Raw genomic sequence first — 14,752 nt, 5'->3', positions numbered from 1 at the left:
GCGACAGTCGGTAGCCCGGCTAAGGCGACAGTCGGTAGCCCGGCTAAGGCGACAGCCGCAAGCCGGGGAAATAGCCACACGGATCAGCGCTGCTTACGCACCTTCGTCGCTTTCAAAATCACGAACTTATTGTTCGTCGCAATCGTCGTGCAGTTACCAAAAGCGCGCTTCAGCTTACGGAAGTAGTCGAGATGACGGTTGCCGACGACGTACAGCTCGCCGCCGTATTTCAGGCTGCGGCGAGCGTCGTTAAACATCTGCCAGGCGATATGGTCGGTAATGGCGTGCTGCTGGTGGAACGGCGGATTGCACAGGATCGCCGTAAAGCGGTCCGGCTCAATGCCGGAGAGCGAGTTGTTGACCATAAATTCACAACGGTCAATAGCGTCCGGCAGGTTGTGCTCAACGTTCAACCGGCTGGAAGCCACCGCCATGTGCGACTCATCGGTGAACATCACGCGGGCATGGGGGTTCTGCGCCAGCGCCTGCAGGCCAATCACTCCGTTGCCGCAGCCGAGATCGGCGATCTCGCCTTCTAAATCAGACGGTAAATGCTGCAGGAAGAAGCGCGCGCCGATATCCAGACCGCTGCGGGCAAAGACGTTGGCATGGTTGTGGATGGTCCACGGCGTGCCGTCCAGCTTCCAGCTGTAGGTTTGCGGCGCATCGGCAAGCTCAGGGGCGGTGAAAACGCAGTGGATCAGACGCGCTTTTTTCCACGCCAGCGAGGTGGTGGTGGTGCCGAGGATTTTTTCAAACAGCGCCAGCGTCGAGTTATGCACATCGCGCGCTTTCGCCGCGGCGATAATGCGGGTTTCCGGCGTCACCACTGCGCGCAGGGCGCGCAGCTGCTGTTCCAGCAGCGCCAGCTGCTTTGGCACCTTAATCAGCACCAGCGCCGGCGCGGCCGGCAGCGGGCTCAGGCTATCCTGAAAACGCACACTCTCTTCATCAATGCCGTTCATCCGCAGGTTGTGGCGGGTCGCCAGCTCGGAGATAAAGGAGTCGTTGATGCTCACCGGGTTGCGTTCCGCCAGCGCGCAGGCGAGCGCGCCGAAGCCATCGTTGAAGATGAGCGTCAGGCCGTCGACGTCATTCACCTGTTGCAGCAGATATTCATCCGCCGCTTCCCACGCCTGAAGCGCTTCTTCTTCAGCGTTAGGTGGGAACCGCTCTAATGTGAATAACTCACCGTTTAACTCTGCCTGGCTCATCGCCTCTCCGCCTCCGGAATAGTAAAACCCGCGAGTTTATACGCAAATCCTGTCCAGTTGAAGAGAGATCGCTGATCATCGCCGCTCAGCGTAGATCGCCCTCGTCATCGGCTCGCAGCAGCGTTATCGAGGCGCGGGCGCCGGGCATCAGCTGCTGCAGATAGCCTACCAGCCGCTCTCCCGCCTCATGCAGGGCCGACAACGGCATCGCCGGCAGGCTTTCGAGAATAAACCACATCGTCTGCGCGCCGCTGTCCAGCCGGGTGCGTACGCCCTGCCGCCAGTTCCAGCGTCGGCAGGTTACGCCTATATCATCCCGCCAGATGACTTCGCCCGGCTCCGGATATTCCACCACCGGCTCTGCCGATTTCAGCGTATCGAATGGCTCATCGCCGCGGGCAATGGCCAGCCGCGGTTCGCCACGGTAGGCGGCCAGATTTTCCCCACCGACCGGGATGGCATAGCGAATGCTGATCGCGTTGTAGATATCCACCACCGGATCGATGGCCGGCAGTCTCCCCTCTTTCAGCACCCGCTTGCGCAGCGCCTGCGCCGAACAGGGGGTACGTTTCGCCTTCGCGCCGAAGGCGCTGAACGCTTCATCCCATGCCGCCAGGTGCGCTTGCGCCCAGGGCACATCATCCTGCTGCACCGCCAGGCAGGCCTCGGCCAGCGCCTGTTCCGCGACGGCGGGATTGGCCACCGGCGCGCTCTCCACCACAATACTTAATGCCCGAAAGCCCGGCGCCAGGCGGCTGACCGCAGATTCGATTGACGGCGTTACGCTACGCATTCGATAATCCTGTAATGACCAATTTGTTTCATCATAGTGACCAATGAACGTAAAAGTCAATATAACGACCGATTCAGGATCTGATGTCGACCAGGTAAGTCGCGCCGTCGCCACGCGGCTGAAGGCCTACCGTAAAGCGAAAAAAATGTCGCTGGACGAGCTGTCGCGCCGGGCCAGCATCAGCAAAGGCATGCTGGTCGAGATGGAAAAAGAGGCCGCCAACCCCAGCATTGCGATCCTCTGCAAACTCGCCGCCGCGCTGGGCGTCTCGGTGGCGGATATTGTCAATGTGGCTAGCGAACCCGCGTTGCATATTATTCCCGCCGAGCAGATCCCCACCCTCTGGCAAGGCCCGCTGGGGGGCAGCGCCAGGCTCCTCGCCGGCACCGCCGGGCCGAATATGATTGAGCTGTGGCGCTGGGAGATGCAGCCCGGCGAAGCCTTTACCTCGCCCGGCCATCCGGCGACGACCTTCGAGCTGCTGCACGTGGAAGCCGGCGCGCTGACGCTGACGCTTGGCGAGACCTGCCGCACGGTGGCGGCCGGGGAATCCGCGGTGGCCCGTACCGAAACAGAGCACGGGTACCGGAATGCGGGGCCCGCGCCGCTGGTCTTTACCATGACCGTGGCTGAACTGCCCTCCTGACAGACATAATGATAAGACGATGACAAAACTCATTTATTTACAGGGCTATCCTGAATCGCTGCTGGCGCAGGTGACCACATTAATCGAGCAAAACCGCCTTGGAGAGGTGCTGCAAAAGCGCTATCCGCATGGGCACGACGTTAACAGCGATAAAGCGCTATATCAGTACACCCAGGATTTGAAAAACCGCTTTCTGCGCGGCGCGGCGCCGATCAACAAAGTGATGTATGACAGTAAGATCCACGTGCTGAACAATGCGCTCGGCCTGCATACCGCCATTTCCCGCGTTCAGGGCGGCAAGCTGAAAGCCAAAGCGGAGATCCGCGTGGCGACGGTATTTCGCGACGCGCCGGAGGACTTTTTGCGGATGATCGTGGTCCATGAACTGGCGCATCTGAAAGAGAAGGAGCACAACAAAGCCTTCTACCAGCTGTGCTGCCATATGGAGCCGCAGTACCATCAGCTGGAGTTCGACACCCGCCTGTGGCTGACGCACCTTTCGTTAAATCGTTCTGCGTAGTCACGCACTGGTTTTGTCATGGGGGCATGATAGAGTGACGACAGGTTCCCTTTAATGGAGTTCGTCACCGTTTATGATACGTTTCGCAGTTGTTGGCACAAACTGGATCACTAAGCAGTTTGTCGATGCCGCCCATGAAACCGGCAAATATAAACTTACCGCCATCTACTCCCGCAGCCTCGAACAGGCGCAAGCCTTCGCCAATGACTATCCGGTCGAGCATCTGTTTACCTCGCTGGAGTCGCTGGCGCAAAGCGACGCCATTGACGCGGTATATATCGCCAGCCCGAACTCCCTGCACTTCCCGCAGACGCGGCTGTTCCTGAGCCACAAAAAGCACGTCATTTGCGAAAAACCGCTGGCGTCGAATCTGCAGGAGGTCGAGGCGGCCATCGCGGTGGCGAAAGCCAACAACGTGGTGCTGTTTGAAGCCTTCAAAACCGCCAGCCTGCCCAACTTTCTGCTGCTGAAGGAAACCCTCGGCAAAGTGGGTAAACTGCGTAAAGCCTTCATTAACTACTGCCAGTACTCTTCGCGCTACCAGCGCTATCTCGACGGCGAAAACCCCAACACCTTTAATCCGGCGTTCTCCAACGGTTCGATTATGGATATCGGCTTCTATTGCCTGGCGTCCGCTGTGGCGCTGTGGGGCGAACCGCGGGCCGTTCATGCCACCGCCAGCCTGCTGGACAGCGGCGTGGACGCCCAGGGCACCGTGGTGCTGAGCTACGGCGACTTCGACGTGACGCTGCATCATTCCAAGGTGAGCGACTCGGCGATCCCCAGTGAAATTCAGGGCGAAGACGGCGTATTAGTGATCGAAAAAATCTCCGAGTGCCAGAAGCTGGCGTTTGTGCCGCGCGGCGGCAAAGCCCAGGACCTGACGCAGCCGCAGCATATCAATACTATGCTGTACGAGGCGGAGACCTTCGCGCGGCTGGTGGAAACAGAGGATGTCGACCATCCGGGCCTGGCAGTGAGCCGTATCACGGCGAAACTGTCGAGCGAAATTCGTCGCCAGACCGGGGTGATCTTCCCGGCCGATACGCAGCCGCTGGCGTAAAAGAGTGTAAAGGCCCGTCTGGCCGCCATTGACGAAAACCGCCCCGTGACATATTTTGTTACGAGCAAAGGGGAGTAACTTCCTTGCCGGCCGATCGTCATTACGATGCGTGTAACACCGCATCCGGTCGCCGGGCAATTACCAAAGCCCATCGCGATGAACTTTGGTTGTTGTAAGTGAGACCTTGCCGGAAGGCGAGGTCTATGCATAAAAGCGCAGCGGCTGCCGTCTTCCGACGTCAGCCGTTTTTGTTTTTATGTAAGGAATATCAAATGAATACTGTCGGCACGCCGTTGCTATGGGGTGGATTCGCTGTCGTCGTCGCGATCATGTTGGCGATCGACCTGCTGCTTCAGGGACGACGCGGTTCGCATAGCATGACCATGAAGCAGGCCGCTGGCTGGTCTATCCTCTGGGTCACACTTTCTCTGTTGTTTAACGCCGCGTTCTGGTGGTATCTGGTGCAAACCCAGGGCCGCGCCGTCGCCGATCCGCAGGCCCTGGCCTTCCTCACCGGCTATCTGATTGAAAAAGCGCTGGCGGTCGATAACGTCTTCGTCTGGCTGATGCTGTTCAGCTACTTCGCCGTGCCGCCTGCACTGCAGCGCCGGGTGCTGGTGTATGGCGTCCTCGGGGCGATAGTTCTGCGCACCATTATGATCTTCGCCGGCAGCTGGCTTATCTCCCAGTTCGACTGGCTGCTGTACGTCTTCGGCGCCTTCCTGCTGTTTACCGGCGTGAAGATGGCGCTGGCGAAAGAGGATGATTCCGGCATCGGCGACAAACCGCTGGTGCGCTGGATCCGCAGCCATCTGCGAATGACCGATAAAATCGAGAGCGAGCGCTTCTTCACCCGTAAAAACGGGGTGCTGTTCGCCACGCCGCTGCTGCTGGTGTTGATTCTGGTCGAGCTGAGCGATGTGATATTCGCCGTCGACAGTATCCCGGCGATCTTCGCGGTCACCACCGACCCGTTTATCGTGCTGACCTCGAACCTGTTTGCCATTCTTGGCCTGCGCGCCATGTACTTCCTGCTGGCGGGGGTCGCTGAGCGCTTCTCAATGCTCAAATATGGCCTGTCGGTGATCCTGGTGTTTATTGGCGTGAAGATGCTGATCGTCGATTTCTACCATATCCCGGTCGCCATCTCGCTGGGGGTCGTGGGTGGTATCCTGACCGTCACGCTGTTGATTAACGCCTGGGTCAACAAGCAGCACGACAAGCAGCGCAAACTGCCTGAGTAACCTGCCTGGCGCGCCGTCGGCCCCCGCTGGCGGCGCGGTAATCGGCTATAGCAGATCTTTTCGTAACGATAATGCCTGCTCATGTCACAATTATGTTGCTACATAGTTAAAAAATAAGATCCAGATTAAAATCACAGTATTTTGCGCTTCCCGCCCGTCATTCTTTCCGTATACTCGACTATGCAAACATATACTTACATCCTGACATAAACGTAACAAATAATACGTGGCTGGGATGGCTTGCTACATCACTGGAAGGAATGAATTATGACCACACGCACTCCCTCATCAGGGTGGCTTTCCCGCCTGGCACAAGGCAGCCTGGTGAAACAAATTTTAGTCGGCCTGGTACTTGGCGTGCTGCTGGCGCTGGTCTCTAAGCCTGCGGCTATCGCCGTCGGCCTGCTGGGGACCCTGTTCGTCGGCGCGTTAAAGGCGGTAGCGCCGGTGCTGGTATTGATGCTCGTCATGGCCTCGATCGCCAACCATCAGCACGGACAAAAAACCAGTATCCGCCCCATTCTGTTTCTCTATCTGCTGGGCACCTTCAGCGCGGCGCTGACCGCGGTGTTGTTCAGTTTTGTCTTTCCCTCGACCCTGCACTTAACCACCGCCGCCGACAGCATCACGCCGCCGTCGGGGATTGTTGAGGTGCTGCGCGGCCTGTTAATGAGCATGGTGTCCAACCCGATCGACGCCCTGCTGAACGCCAACTATATCGGTATTCTGGTGTGGGCGGTGGGCCTTGGCTTCGCCCTGCGCCAGGGTAACGACACCACTAAAAACCTGATCAACGATGTCTCCCACGCGGTGACCTTTATCGTTAAAGTGGTGATCCGCTTTGCGCCGCTGGGGATCTTCGGTCTGGTCTCTTCCACCCTGGCGACTACCGGTTTTGAAACCCTGTGGGGTTACGCCCAGCTGCTGCTGGTGCTGGTGGGCTGTATGCTGCTGGTGGCGCTGGTGATTAATCCGCTGCTGGTGTTCTGGAAGCTCCGCCGCAACCCCTATCCGCTGGTGCTGACCTGTCTGCGCGAAAGCGGCGTCTACGCGTTTTTCACCCGCAGCTCCGCCGCTAATATTCCGGTGAATATGGCGCTGTGTGAGAAGCTGAACCTGGATCGCGATACCTATTCGGTCTCCATTCCGCTGGGGGCAACCATCAATATGGCGGGCGCGGCAATCACGATCACCGTGCTGACGCTGGCGGCGGTCCATACGCTGAATATTCCGGTGGATCTGCCGACGGCGCTGTTGCTGAGCGTGGTCGCTTCGCTGTGCGCCTGCGGCGCCTCCGGCGTGGCGGGCGGTTCGCTGCTGCTGATCCCGCTGGCCTGTAATATGTTTGGTATTCCGAACGATGTGGCGATGCAGGTGGTTGCCGTCGGCTTTATTATCGGCGTGCTGCAGGATTCTTGCGAAACCGCGCTGAACTCCTCCACCGACGCCCTGTTTACCGCCGCCGCCTGCATGGCGGAAGACGACCAGCTGGCGAAAAACGCCCTGCGTAGCTAATGCCTTTCCCCTCCGCTACCGCGCGGAGGGGCTCTCTTCCTGCACCGCGTTTTCAACCCTGAACGGATCGATACCCCGCTTTTGCATCCGGCGGAAGCGAATAATATTCAGGCCGTTGACGATCAGGAAGCTGCCTTCAATCAGCGTCCCGCCGATGGAACCCAGCCACAGGTTATGCGTCACCCAGCAGGCGGTGGAGCACCACATCACGCAGCGGACGGTCAGCCCTTTACAGCGAAACAGCGCCCAGGTGCTGGCGACAGTGCCAATAATCGGCAGCAGCTCCATAGCATGCTGCAGCTTGCCAAGGCCGAGGATCAGCGTCAGCAGGATAAAGAGCGTCATCACCCACAGGCTGCGGGTGCGCAGGGAAATAACCGTGCGGAGCGCATTAAGCCCGGCGCTCATCCCGGCAGGCGCGGCGCCCATCAGGAAGAAATGGACGCCGATAACGCCGCTATAGACCGCCAGCTGAAGCCTGAAGCGACGTTCGTCGCGGTTGATAAAGGTGGTAATGCCGATAAGAAAGGCGATGACGCCGACCCCCTGGGCCAGCCAATATGCGGTCATGAAAGCTCCCTGAGAGAAAAAAACAAACGGCGCTTCACAGGCTGAAACGCCGCTGTTGCTTACCCGATGACGCTGCGCTATCAGGCCAATGCGCGATCAACGCCGCCCGGGCGCCAATATGAATGCGCCTTTACAGGGTAACACCGCTTTTAAAGATGGCCAGCTCGCGGAAGTCATTCCGCTCATTACAGGTCGGTTTGCCGTTGGCGAAAGCCACAATGGTGTCCACGAACTCCTCCAGCAGCTGCGGCATCGCTTTGCCGTGGATCAGCTGTCCGGCATCGAAGTCGATCCAGTGCTTTTTCTTTGCCGCCAGCTCGCTGTTGGTGGCGATTTTTACCGTCGGCACAAAGCCGCCGTACGGCGTGCCGCGGCCGGTGCTGAACAGCACCATATGGCAGCCGGCGCCGGCCAGCGCGCTGGTGGCGACAGCATCATTGCCCGGCGCGCTCAGCAAGTTCAGACCATGTACCTTCAGACGCTCGCCGTAGCGCAGGACATCCACCACCTGGCTTGAGCCCGCTTTCTGGGTACAGCCCAGCGACTTATCTTCGAGGGTGGTGATCCCCCCGGCCTTGTTGCCCGGCGAAGGGTTTTCGTAAATAGGCTGGTCGTGAGCGATAAAGTACTGCTTAAAGTCATTGACCATGGTCACCAGCTTGTCGAAGGTCGCTTCGTCGCGGCAGTGGCTCATCAGCAGCTGTTCGGCGCCGAACATCTCCGGCACTTCGGTCAGCACGGTGGTGCCGCCGTTGGCGATCACATAGTCTGAGAAGCGCCCCAGCATCGGGTTAGCGGTGATGCCGGACAGGCCGTCCGACCCACCGCACTCGAGGCCAAACTTCAGCTCGCTCAGCTTGCCCGGCTGACGTTTATCCTGACGCATCACGTCATGCAGCTGGTGGAGATGCGCCACCCCTGCCTCCACTTCATCGTCCTGATGCTGACAAACCATAAAGTGCACGCGCTGCGGATCATACTCGCCCAGCGTTTCGCGAAAAGCATCCACCTGGTTGTTTTCACAGCCAAGGCCCACCACCAGCACCGCTCCGGCGTTCGGATGGCGGACCATATTCTGCAGCATGGTGCGGGTGTTGATGTGGTCGTCCCCGAGCTGTGAGCAACCGTAGGTATGGCTGAAGAGATGCACCCCATCGATATCTTCGGCGCCGTTCGCCTCTTTCAGAAAACGGTTCTGCATCTGACGGGCCATGGCGTTGACGCAGCCGACGGTCGGCAGGATCCATAGCTCATTGCGCACCCCGACGTCGCCATTGGCGCGACGATAAATCTGTACTTCGCGATCCGCTGGCTGCGGCGGTTGGGCAACCTGCTCCGGTTGATAGCGATACGCGTCAAGGTCGCTGAGATTGGTGCGCGTATTGTGCGCATGGACATGCTCGCCCGGCGCGATATCCGCCAGCGCATGGCCAATCGGCAACCCATACTTAACGACGTTTTCCCCTTTCGCGATAGCGCGCAGTGCAAACTTGTGTCCGCGAACGATATCCTGACCGAGGGTGACCGGGTCATTGTCGATCGTCACCACGCTACCGGCCGTCATATCCGCCAGCGCGACCGCGACGTTATCCTGCGAATGGATTTTGATGTATTGCATATCAACCGACCTCTGGTCTTAGTTCAGTTCAATGGCGAAATAGTCACGCGCATTGTTAAAGCAAATGTTTTTCACCATCTCGCCCAGCAGCGCGATATCCGCAGGCGCTTCGCCGGCGGCCACCCAACGGCCGATCATCTGGCACAGAATACGACGGAAGTATTCGTGGCGGGTGTAGGAGAGGAAGCTGCGGCTGTCGGTCAGCATCCCGACAAAGCGGCTCAGCAGGCCGAGCTGCGCCAGCTGGGTCATCTGCCGCTCCATGCCGTCTTTCTGATCGTTGAACCACCAGCCGGAGCCGAACTGCATCTTGCCCGGCATCCCTTCGCCCTGGAAGTTACCGATCATGGTGCCCAGCACTTCGTTATCGCGCGGGTTCAGGCAGTAGAGAATGGTTTTCGGCAGCAGGTTCTCTTCGTTCTGCTTGCTCAGCAGCTTAGACAGCTCTTCAGCCATCGGGCGATCGTTGATCGAGTCAAAGCCAACGTCCGGGCCTAACAGTTTGAACTGACGCAGGTTGTTATTGCGCAGCGCGCCGATGTGGTACTGCTGCACCCAGCCGCGACGGGCATACTCTGCGCCGAGGAACACCAGCACCGCGGTTTTGAACTGCGCCACTTCGCGTTCGCTGAGGGTTTCGCCAGCCAGGCGACGCGCCAGAATGGCGTCCAGCTCGGCGTCAGTCGCTTCCGCAAACAGCACCACGTCCAGGGCGTGGTCGGAGACTTTGCAACCGTGAGCGGCAAAGTGGTCCAGACGTTTGGTCAGCGCGCTTTGCAGGTCCGCAAAACGGCGAATATCGGTGTCCGACACTTCACCCAGCTTAGCCATATAGTCATTGAAGGTCGCCTGCTCGATGTTGAACGCTTTATCCGGGCGCCAGCTCGGCAACACCTTGATATCAAATGAAGTGTCTTTGGCGACAACCGCATGGTGTTCCAGGGAATCAATCGGATCGTCGGTGGTGCCGACCATCTTCACATTCATCTGCTTCATGATCCCGCGGGCGGAGAAGGCGTCCTGCGCCAGTAACGCATTGCACTGGTCCCAGATCTCATCGGCGGTGGAAGGCGACAGCAGCTTACCTGTAATACCAAATGGGCGACGCAGCTCTAAATGGGTCCAGTGGTATAACGGGTTGCCAATCGTGTGAGGCACGGTGGCTGCCCAGGCGTCAAATTTCTCGCGATCGGAGGCATCACCGGTACACAGACGCTCCGGCACGCCGTTGGTGCGCATTGCGCGCCATTTATAGTGATCGCCTTTCAACCAGATGTCATACAGATTTTTGAAACGGTAATTTTCGGCAACCTGCTGCGGCGGAAGGTGGCAATGGTAGTCGAAAATAGGCTGATCTTTGGCGTAATCGTGGTACAGGCGGCGGGCAAATTCGCTATCGAGTAGAAAATCTTCGGTCATAAACGGTGTCATTCGTGTGTCCTCTTCGCTCCGGAGCGGGAGCCTTTCAGATGATTGACTACAATGCTGACAAAGTTATCACACCAATTTCTACAGACCGAACTGTTTTTCGTGAGTTAGATCAATAAACGCTGATAAAAAAAACCGTCTGCGCGCGGCAAACATCTCGCCAGAGCGCGCCGTATCTGGCTTTCTTCGCCAATCATAAAGACCACACTAACTTTCCCGCTTTTGTGACAGCACTCAACTTTTAAAGTTGTATGACAAGTTATCTTTCTGCCGTCGCAACATATAAACCGACGGAATGCTTTACCGGTGTTTATGGCATCGGCTTATACGGAATGGATACCGACTTTTTACATAACAACTGATGGTAAGGTTCGGGCCAGAGGGGACCGCCCTCCTGAACCCTCCGTTTCGCTTTCCCGACCGCGTATCGCCGTCAGGAGAGGCCGCACCTGGTGCGGAGAAATTACAGACGATGAGGTTTACATGCGTAAAATTAAAGGGTTACGTTGGTACATGATCGCACTGGTGACGCTGGGCACCGTGCTGGGCTACCTGACCCGTAACACCGTGGCGGCGGCCGCGCCGACGCTGATGGAAGAGTTACACATCTCGACCCAACAGTACTCCTATATCATTGCAGCCTATTCCGCTGCCTATACCGTCATGCAGCCTGTCGCAGGTTATGTCCTTGATATTCTGGGGACTAAAGTCGGCTATGCCTTCTTCGCTATCGCCTGGGCGATATTCTGCGGCTCGACCGCCCTCGCCGGCAGCTGGGGCGGACTGGCGCTGGCCCGCGGCGCGGTGGGCGCGGCGGAAGCGGCGATGATCCCCGCCGGGCTGAAAGCCAGCTCCGAATGGTTCCCGGCAAAAGAGCGCTCTATCGCGGTGGGCTACTTCAACGTAGGTTCCTCTATCGGCGCCATGATCGCGCCGCCGCTGGTGGTGTGGGCGATCGTCATGCACAGCTGGCAGATGGCGTTCATTATCTCCGGGGTTCTGAGCTTCGCCTGGGCCATCGCCTGGCTGATCTTCTACAAACACCCGCGCGACCAGAAGAAATTATCTGACGAAGAACGCGACTACATCATTGGCGGCCAGGAGTCTCAACACCAGACCAATAATGCGAAGAAAATGTCGCCGTGGGAGATCCTGCGCAACCGTCAGTTCTGGGGTATCGCCCTGCCTCGCTTCCTCGCCGAGCCGGCCTGGGGGACCTTTAACGCCTGGATCCCGCTGTTCATGTTTAAGGTTTACGGCTTTAACCTGAAAGAGATCGCGATGTTCGCCTGGATGCCGATGCTGTTCGCCGACCTCGGCTGCATCGTCGGTGGATACCTGCCGCCGCTGTTCCAGCGCTGGTTCGGCGTTAACCTGATCGTGTCGCGTAAAATGGTGGTCACCATGGGCGCCCTGCTGATGATTGGCCCGGGGATGATCGGCCTGTTCACCAGCCCGTACGTGGCGATTGCCCTGCTGTGCATCGGCGGGTTTGCTCACCAGGCGCTGTCCGGGGCGCTGATTACCCTCTCTTCCGACGTCTTTGGCCGTAACGAAGTCGCTACCGCCAACGGTCTGACCGGGATGGCCGCCTGGCTGGCGAGCACCATGTTCGCCCTGGTCGTCGGCGCGCTGGCAGACACCATCGGTTTCAGCCCGCTGTTTGCGGTACTGGCGGTCTTTGACCTGCTGGGCGCGCTGGTCATCTGGACGGTGCTGAAAAACAAACCGGCTGACGATGACACGACGCCGCTTAGCAGCCGCAAACCGGCCACCCAGAGTTAGAGACGCTTATGCTGAGGTGATCGCCTGCCAAGCCGCCTTCTCAGGCGGCTTTTTCATCCCTGCCAGTGGTGGAAATCGCGTAAAAGTGGTATAACAAATCGAATATTGTCGCCATCTTGCGGGAGCGAATATGGAAATCATTGAACCACGCCGTCTTTATCAGCAACTTGCCGCTGAGCTGAAGACGCGCATCGAACAAGGTGTCTACCTTGTAGGGGATAAGCTGCCCGCCGAGCGCTTTATCGCCGATGAAAAAAACGTTAGCCGCACCGTGGTTCGTGAAGCCATTATCATGCTGGAAGTGGAAGGCTATGTCGAAGTCCGCAAAGGGTCGGGCATTCACGTCATCTCCAACCATCCGAAATACCAGCAGGTGGCCGATGAAAGCCTGGAGTTCGCCAACTATGGCCCCTTTGAGCTGCTGCAGGCGCGGCAGCTTATTGAAAGCAATATCGCCGAATTCGCGGCCACTCAGGTGACCAAGCAGGACATCATGAAGCTGATGGAGATTCAGGAGAAAGCGCGCAACGAAAAGTGTTTCCGCGACTCCGAATGGGATCTGCAGTTTCACGTCCAGGTGGCGCTGGCCACGCAGAATAGCGCCCTGGCGGCGATCGTGGAAAAAATGTGGACCCAGCGCGTGCATAACCCGTACTGGAAAAAGCTGCATGAGCATATCGATCTGCGCACCGTCGATAACTGGTGCGACGACCACGATCAGATCCTGAAGGCTCTGCTGCGTAAAGATCCGAACGCCGCCAAACTGGCGATGTGGCAGCATCTGGAAAATACCAAGCAAATGCTGTTTAACGAAACCAGCGACGACTTTGAATTTAATGCCGATCGCTACTTATTTGCCGAAAACCCGGTGGTTCATCTCGATACAGCGGCCAACGGCGCGAAATAAGCCTTTATCCCCCCGGCGCGCGGCCCCTGCGCGCCTGTTCCCCAGGCAGGCTGGGGTAAGCAAAACATATATAGTGTCAGCCTGTGTAAATCCTCTCGCCTCCCATCGCCGCAATCAGCAAAATCAACGAGCAACACCTTGCAATTTCTCTGACGGAAAGTCAGGTGATTTGTTACAATTAGATGCATTTTGCCGTTCTGGGAGTAGGTATCGACTTACTTCAATTTTATACAGGGAAGCGTTCAGAGCGCCGAAGCAGCGACCATAATCTCATAAAAATCTTGTCGCCCTACATGCCGCGCGCTCAGACGTGCCGTTAACCGATGTACCAGGAATCGTGAATGGAACTATTAACCCAGTTATTGAATGCCTTGTGGGCTCAGGATTACGAAACGCTCGCGAATCCCTCCATGATTGGCATGCTGTATTTTGTCTTGTTTATGATTTTGTTCCTTGAGAACGGGTTACTGCCTGCCGCGTTTTTGCCGGGGGACAGCCTGCTTGTGCTCGTGGGCGTGCTGATCGCCAAAGGGGCGATGGGCTTTCCGGAAACGTTGCTGCTGCTCACTGCCGCCGCCAGCCTCGGCTGCTGGCTGAGCTACATCCAGGGGCGTTGGCTGGGCAATACGCGGATCGTGCAAAACTGGCTGTCGCATCTGCCCTCTCACTATCATCAGCGCGCGCATCACCTGTTTCATAAACATGGACTCTCCGCGCTGCTGATCGGCCGCTTCATCGCCTTCGTGCGCACGCTGCTGCCGACCATCGCCGGGCTTTCCGGCCTCAATAACGCCCGCTTTCAGTTCTTTAACTGGATGAGCGGCCTGCTGTGGGTGCTCATCCTGACCTCGCTGGGCTATCTGCTGGGCAAAACCCCGGTATTCCTTAAGTATGAAGATCAGCTGATGTCCTGCCTGATGCTCCTGCCGGTTGCGCTGTTGGTCTTCGGACTGGTCGGCTCGCTGGTGGTGCTGTGGAAGAAAAAATACAGAAGCCGGGGCTAATGATGGTCATAAAACGCCCTTCCCTGCGCCAGCTCAGCTGGCTGCTGGGTGGCTCTCTTCTGCTCTGCGCGCTGTTCTGGCTCTGGCTGGCGGTGCAGCAGCAAGAGGCCACGCTGGCGATCCGTCCGGTTGGCCAGGGCGTCAGTATGCCGGATGGTTTCTCCGTCTGGCATCACCTCGACGCCAACGGTATCCGCTTCAAGAGTATTACGCCGCAAAAGGATGGCCTGCTGATTAAGTTTGATTCCACCGCCCAGGGCGCGGCGGCGAAAGAGGTTCTCGGCCGCGCTCTGCCTCATGGTTATATTATCGCCTTGCTGGAAGACGATAACTCGCCCACCGCCTGGTTATCCCGCCTGCGCGACGCGCCGCATCGGCTCGGGTAAACGGCCGTCAGACTGCGTTTTCAACGCAGTCTGGTGGTTTCCCGCATTTGTTACTATGC

Annotated in this window: 14 protein-coding genes; 9 read left to right on the top strand and 5 right to left on the bottom strand. The window is 58.0% G+C overall.

All coding sequences use genetic code 11. The features are described 5' to 3' along the window. Positions 1 to 83: 83 nt before the first annotated feature. Positions 84 to 1,214 carry a 23S rRNA (guanine(1835)-N(2))-methyltransferase RlmG gene (rlmG, locus tag ABLV52_RS06125; protein ID WP_180266145.1) on the bottom strand — a complete coding sequence of 377 codons (1,131 nt, stop codon included), beginning with the start codon at positions 1,212 to 1,214 and terminating at the stop codon, positions 84 to 86. Between the two features lie 85 nt (positions 1,215 to 1,299). Beyond that, entirely contained in the window at positions 1,300 to 2,007 is a 708-nt protein-coding gene (locus ABLV52_RS06120; protein ID WP_348890157.1) for a B3/4 domain-containing protein, read from the bottom strand. Between the two features lie 43 nt (positions 2,008 to 2,050). Between ABLV52_RS06120 and ABLV52_RS06115 the strand changes: the two genes are divergently transcribed. From ABLV52_RS06115 to sstT, 5 genes are all read left to right on the top strand, one after another. Next, a complete protein-coding gene (locus ABLV52_RS06115; RefSeq protein ID WP_043520967.1) occupies positions 2,051 to 2,653 on the top strand; it encodes an XRE family transcriptional regulator in 603 nt (200 codons plus the stop codon). 19 nt (positions 2,654 to 2,672) lie between these two features. Beyond that, positions 2,673 to 3,173, top strand: coding sequence for a M48 family metallopeptidase (locus ABLV52_RS06110; RefSeq protein WP_032454156.1), 501 nt, complete (start codon positions 2,673 to 2,675; stop codon positions 3,171 to 3,173). A gap of 73 nt (positions 3,174 to 3,246) precedes the next feature. Further along, positions 3,247 to 4,236 (top strand): Gfo/Idh/MocA family oxidoreductase, encoded by a 990-nt coding sequence (locus ABLV52_RS06105; protein WP_023291084.1) that lies wholly within the window; start codon positions 3,247 to 3,249, stop codon positions 4,234 to 4,236. Positions 4,237 to 4,508: 272 nt separating this feature from the next. Beyond that, positions 4,509 to 5,480, top strand: coding sequence for a TerC family protein (locus tag ABLV52_RS06100; protein ID WP_004188496.1), 972 nt, complete (start codon positions 4,509 to 4,511; stop codon positions 5,478 to 5,480). A 267-nt stretch (positions 5,481 to 5,747) separates the two neighbouring features. Next, positions 5,748 to 6,995: a serine/threonine transporter SstT gene (gene sstT, locus ABLV52_RS06095; RefSeq protein ID WP_048335387.1), complete on the top strand. Its 1,248-nt coding sequence runs from the start codon at positions 5,748 to 5,750 to the stop codon at positions 6,993 to 6,995. 15 nt (positions 6,996 to 7,010) lie between these two features. On the opposite strand, the gene ABLV52_RS06090 is transcribed toward sstT, so the two are convergent. The 3 genes from ABLV52_RS06090 to uxaC form a co-directional block, all read right to left on the bottom strand. Beyond that, entirely contained in the window at positions 7,011 to 7,565 is a 555-nt protein-coding gene (locus tag ABLV52_RS06090) for a YgjV family protein (protein ID WP_044524823.1), read from the bottom strand. Positions 7,566 to 7,695: 130 nt separating this feature from the next. Continuing rightward, complete coding sequence (locus ABLV52_RS06085; protein WP_348890154.1) at positions 7,696 to 9,183, bottom strand: altronate dehydratase family protein; 1,488 nt, start codon at positions 9,181 to 9,183, stop codon at positions 7,696 to 7,698. An 18-nt stretch (positions 9,184 to 9,201) separates the two neighbouring features. After that, positions 9,202 to 10,614, bottom strand: a complete 1,413-nt coding sequence (uxaC, locus tag ABLV52_RS06080; RefSeq protein WP_023291088.1) for a glucuronate isomerase — start codon at positions 10,612 to 10,614, stop codon at positions 9,202 to 9,204. A gap of 480 nt (positions 10,615 to 11,094) precedes the next feature. On the opposite strand from uxaC, the gene ABLV52_RS06075 reads away from it, so the two are divergent. The 4 genes from ABLV52_RS06075 to mzrA all read left to right on the top strand — a co-directional run bounded on the left by ABLV52_RS06075 (position 11,095) and on the right by mzrA (position 14,693). Continuing rightward, positions 11,095 to 12,396: an MFS transporter gene (locus ABLV52_RS06075; protein ID WP_023291089.1), complete on the top strand. Its 1,302-nt coding sequence runs from the start codon at positions 11,095 to 11,097 to the stop codon at positions 12,394 to 12,396. Between the two features lie 130 nt (positions 12,397 to 12,526). Next, the gene (gene exuR / locus ABLV52_RS06070; protein WP_004206120.1) at positions 12,527 to 13,303 is read left to right on the top strand and encodes a transcriptional regulator ExuR; all 777 of its coding nucleotides are present in this window, start codon (positions 12,527 to 12,529) and stop codon (positions 13,301 to 13,303) included. Positions 13,304 to 13,644: 341 nt separating this feature from the next. Then, complete coding sequence (yqjA, locus tag ABLV52_RS06065; RefSeq protein WP_023291090.1) at positions 13,645 to 14,307, top strand: DedA family general envelope maintenance protein YqjA; 663 nt, start codon at positions 13,645 to 13,647, stop codon at positions 14,305 to 14,307. A gap of 8 nt (positions 14,308 to 14,315) precedes the next feature. After that, positions 14,316 to 14,693 carry an EnvZ/OmpR regulon moderator MzrA gene (gene mzrA, locus ABLV52_RS06060; protein WP_072096611.1) on the top strand — a complete coding sequence of 126 codons (378 nt, stop codon included), beginning with the start codon at positions 14,316 to 14,318 and terminating at the stop codon, positions 14,691 to 14,693. Positions 14,694 to 14,752 lie beyond the last annotated feature (59 nt).

Source organism: Klebsiella sp. GB_Kp056, from assembly GCF_040064755.1.
GTDB lineage: Bacteria > Pseudomonadota > Gammaproteobacteria > Enterobacterales > Enterobacteriaceae > Klebsiella > Klebsiella quasipneumoniae.
This window is presented reverse-complemented; position numbering and strand designations above follow the sequence as displayed.

Coding starts and splice junctions, on each gene's coding strand:
- ABLV52_RS06115 (WP_043520967.1), top strand. CDS start 2,051: ATGAACGTAAAAGTCAATATAACGACCGATTCAGGATCTGATGTCGAC.
- ABLV52_RS06085 (WP_348890154.1), bottom strand. CDS start 9,183: ATGCAATACATCAAAATCCATTCGCAGGATAACGTCGCGGTCGCGCTG.
- ABLV52_RS06100 (WP_004188496.1), top strand. CDS start 4,509: ATGAATACTGTCGGCACGCCGTTGCTATGGGGTGGATTCGCTGTCGTC.
- ABLV52_RS06075 (WP_023291089.1), top strand. CDS start 11,095: ATGCGTAAAATTAAAGGGTTACGTTGGTACATGATCGCACTGGTGACG.
- ABLV52_RS06105 (WP_023291084.1), top strand. CDS start 3,247: ATGATACGTTTCGCAGTTGTTGGCACAAACTGGATCACTAAGCAGTTT.
- yqjA (WP_023291090.1), top strand. CDS start 13,645: ATGGAACTATTAACCCAGTTATTGAATGCCTTGTGGGCTCAGGATTAC.
- uxaC (WP_023291088.1), bottom strand. CDS start 10,614: ATGACACCGTTTATGACCGAAGATTTTCTACTCGATAGCGAATTTGCC.
- exuR (WP_004206120.1), top strand. CDS start 12,527: ATGGAAATCATTGAACCACGCCGTCTTTATCAGCAACTTGCCGCTGAG.
- ABLV52_RS06090 (WP_044524823.1), bottom strand. CDS start 7,565: ATGACCGCATATTGGCTGGCCCAGGGGGTCGGCGTCATCGCCTTTCTT.
- rlmG (WP_180266145.1), bottom strand. CDS start 1,214: ATGAGCCAGGCAGAGTTAAACGGTGAGTTATTCACATTAGAGCGGTTC.
- sstT (WP_048335387.1), top strand. CDS start 5,748: ATGACCACACGCACTCCCTCATCAGGGTGGCTTTCCCGCCTGGCACAA.
- ABLV52_RS06120 (WP_348890157.1), bottom strand. CDS start 2,007: ATGCGTAGCGTAACGCCGTCAATCGAATCTGCGGTCAGCCGCCTGGCG.
- ABLV52_RS06110 (WP_032454156.1), top strand. CDS start 2,673: ATGACAAAACTCATTTATTTACAGGGCTATCCTGAATCGCTGCTGGCG.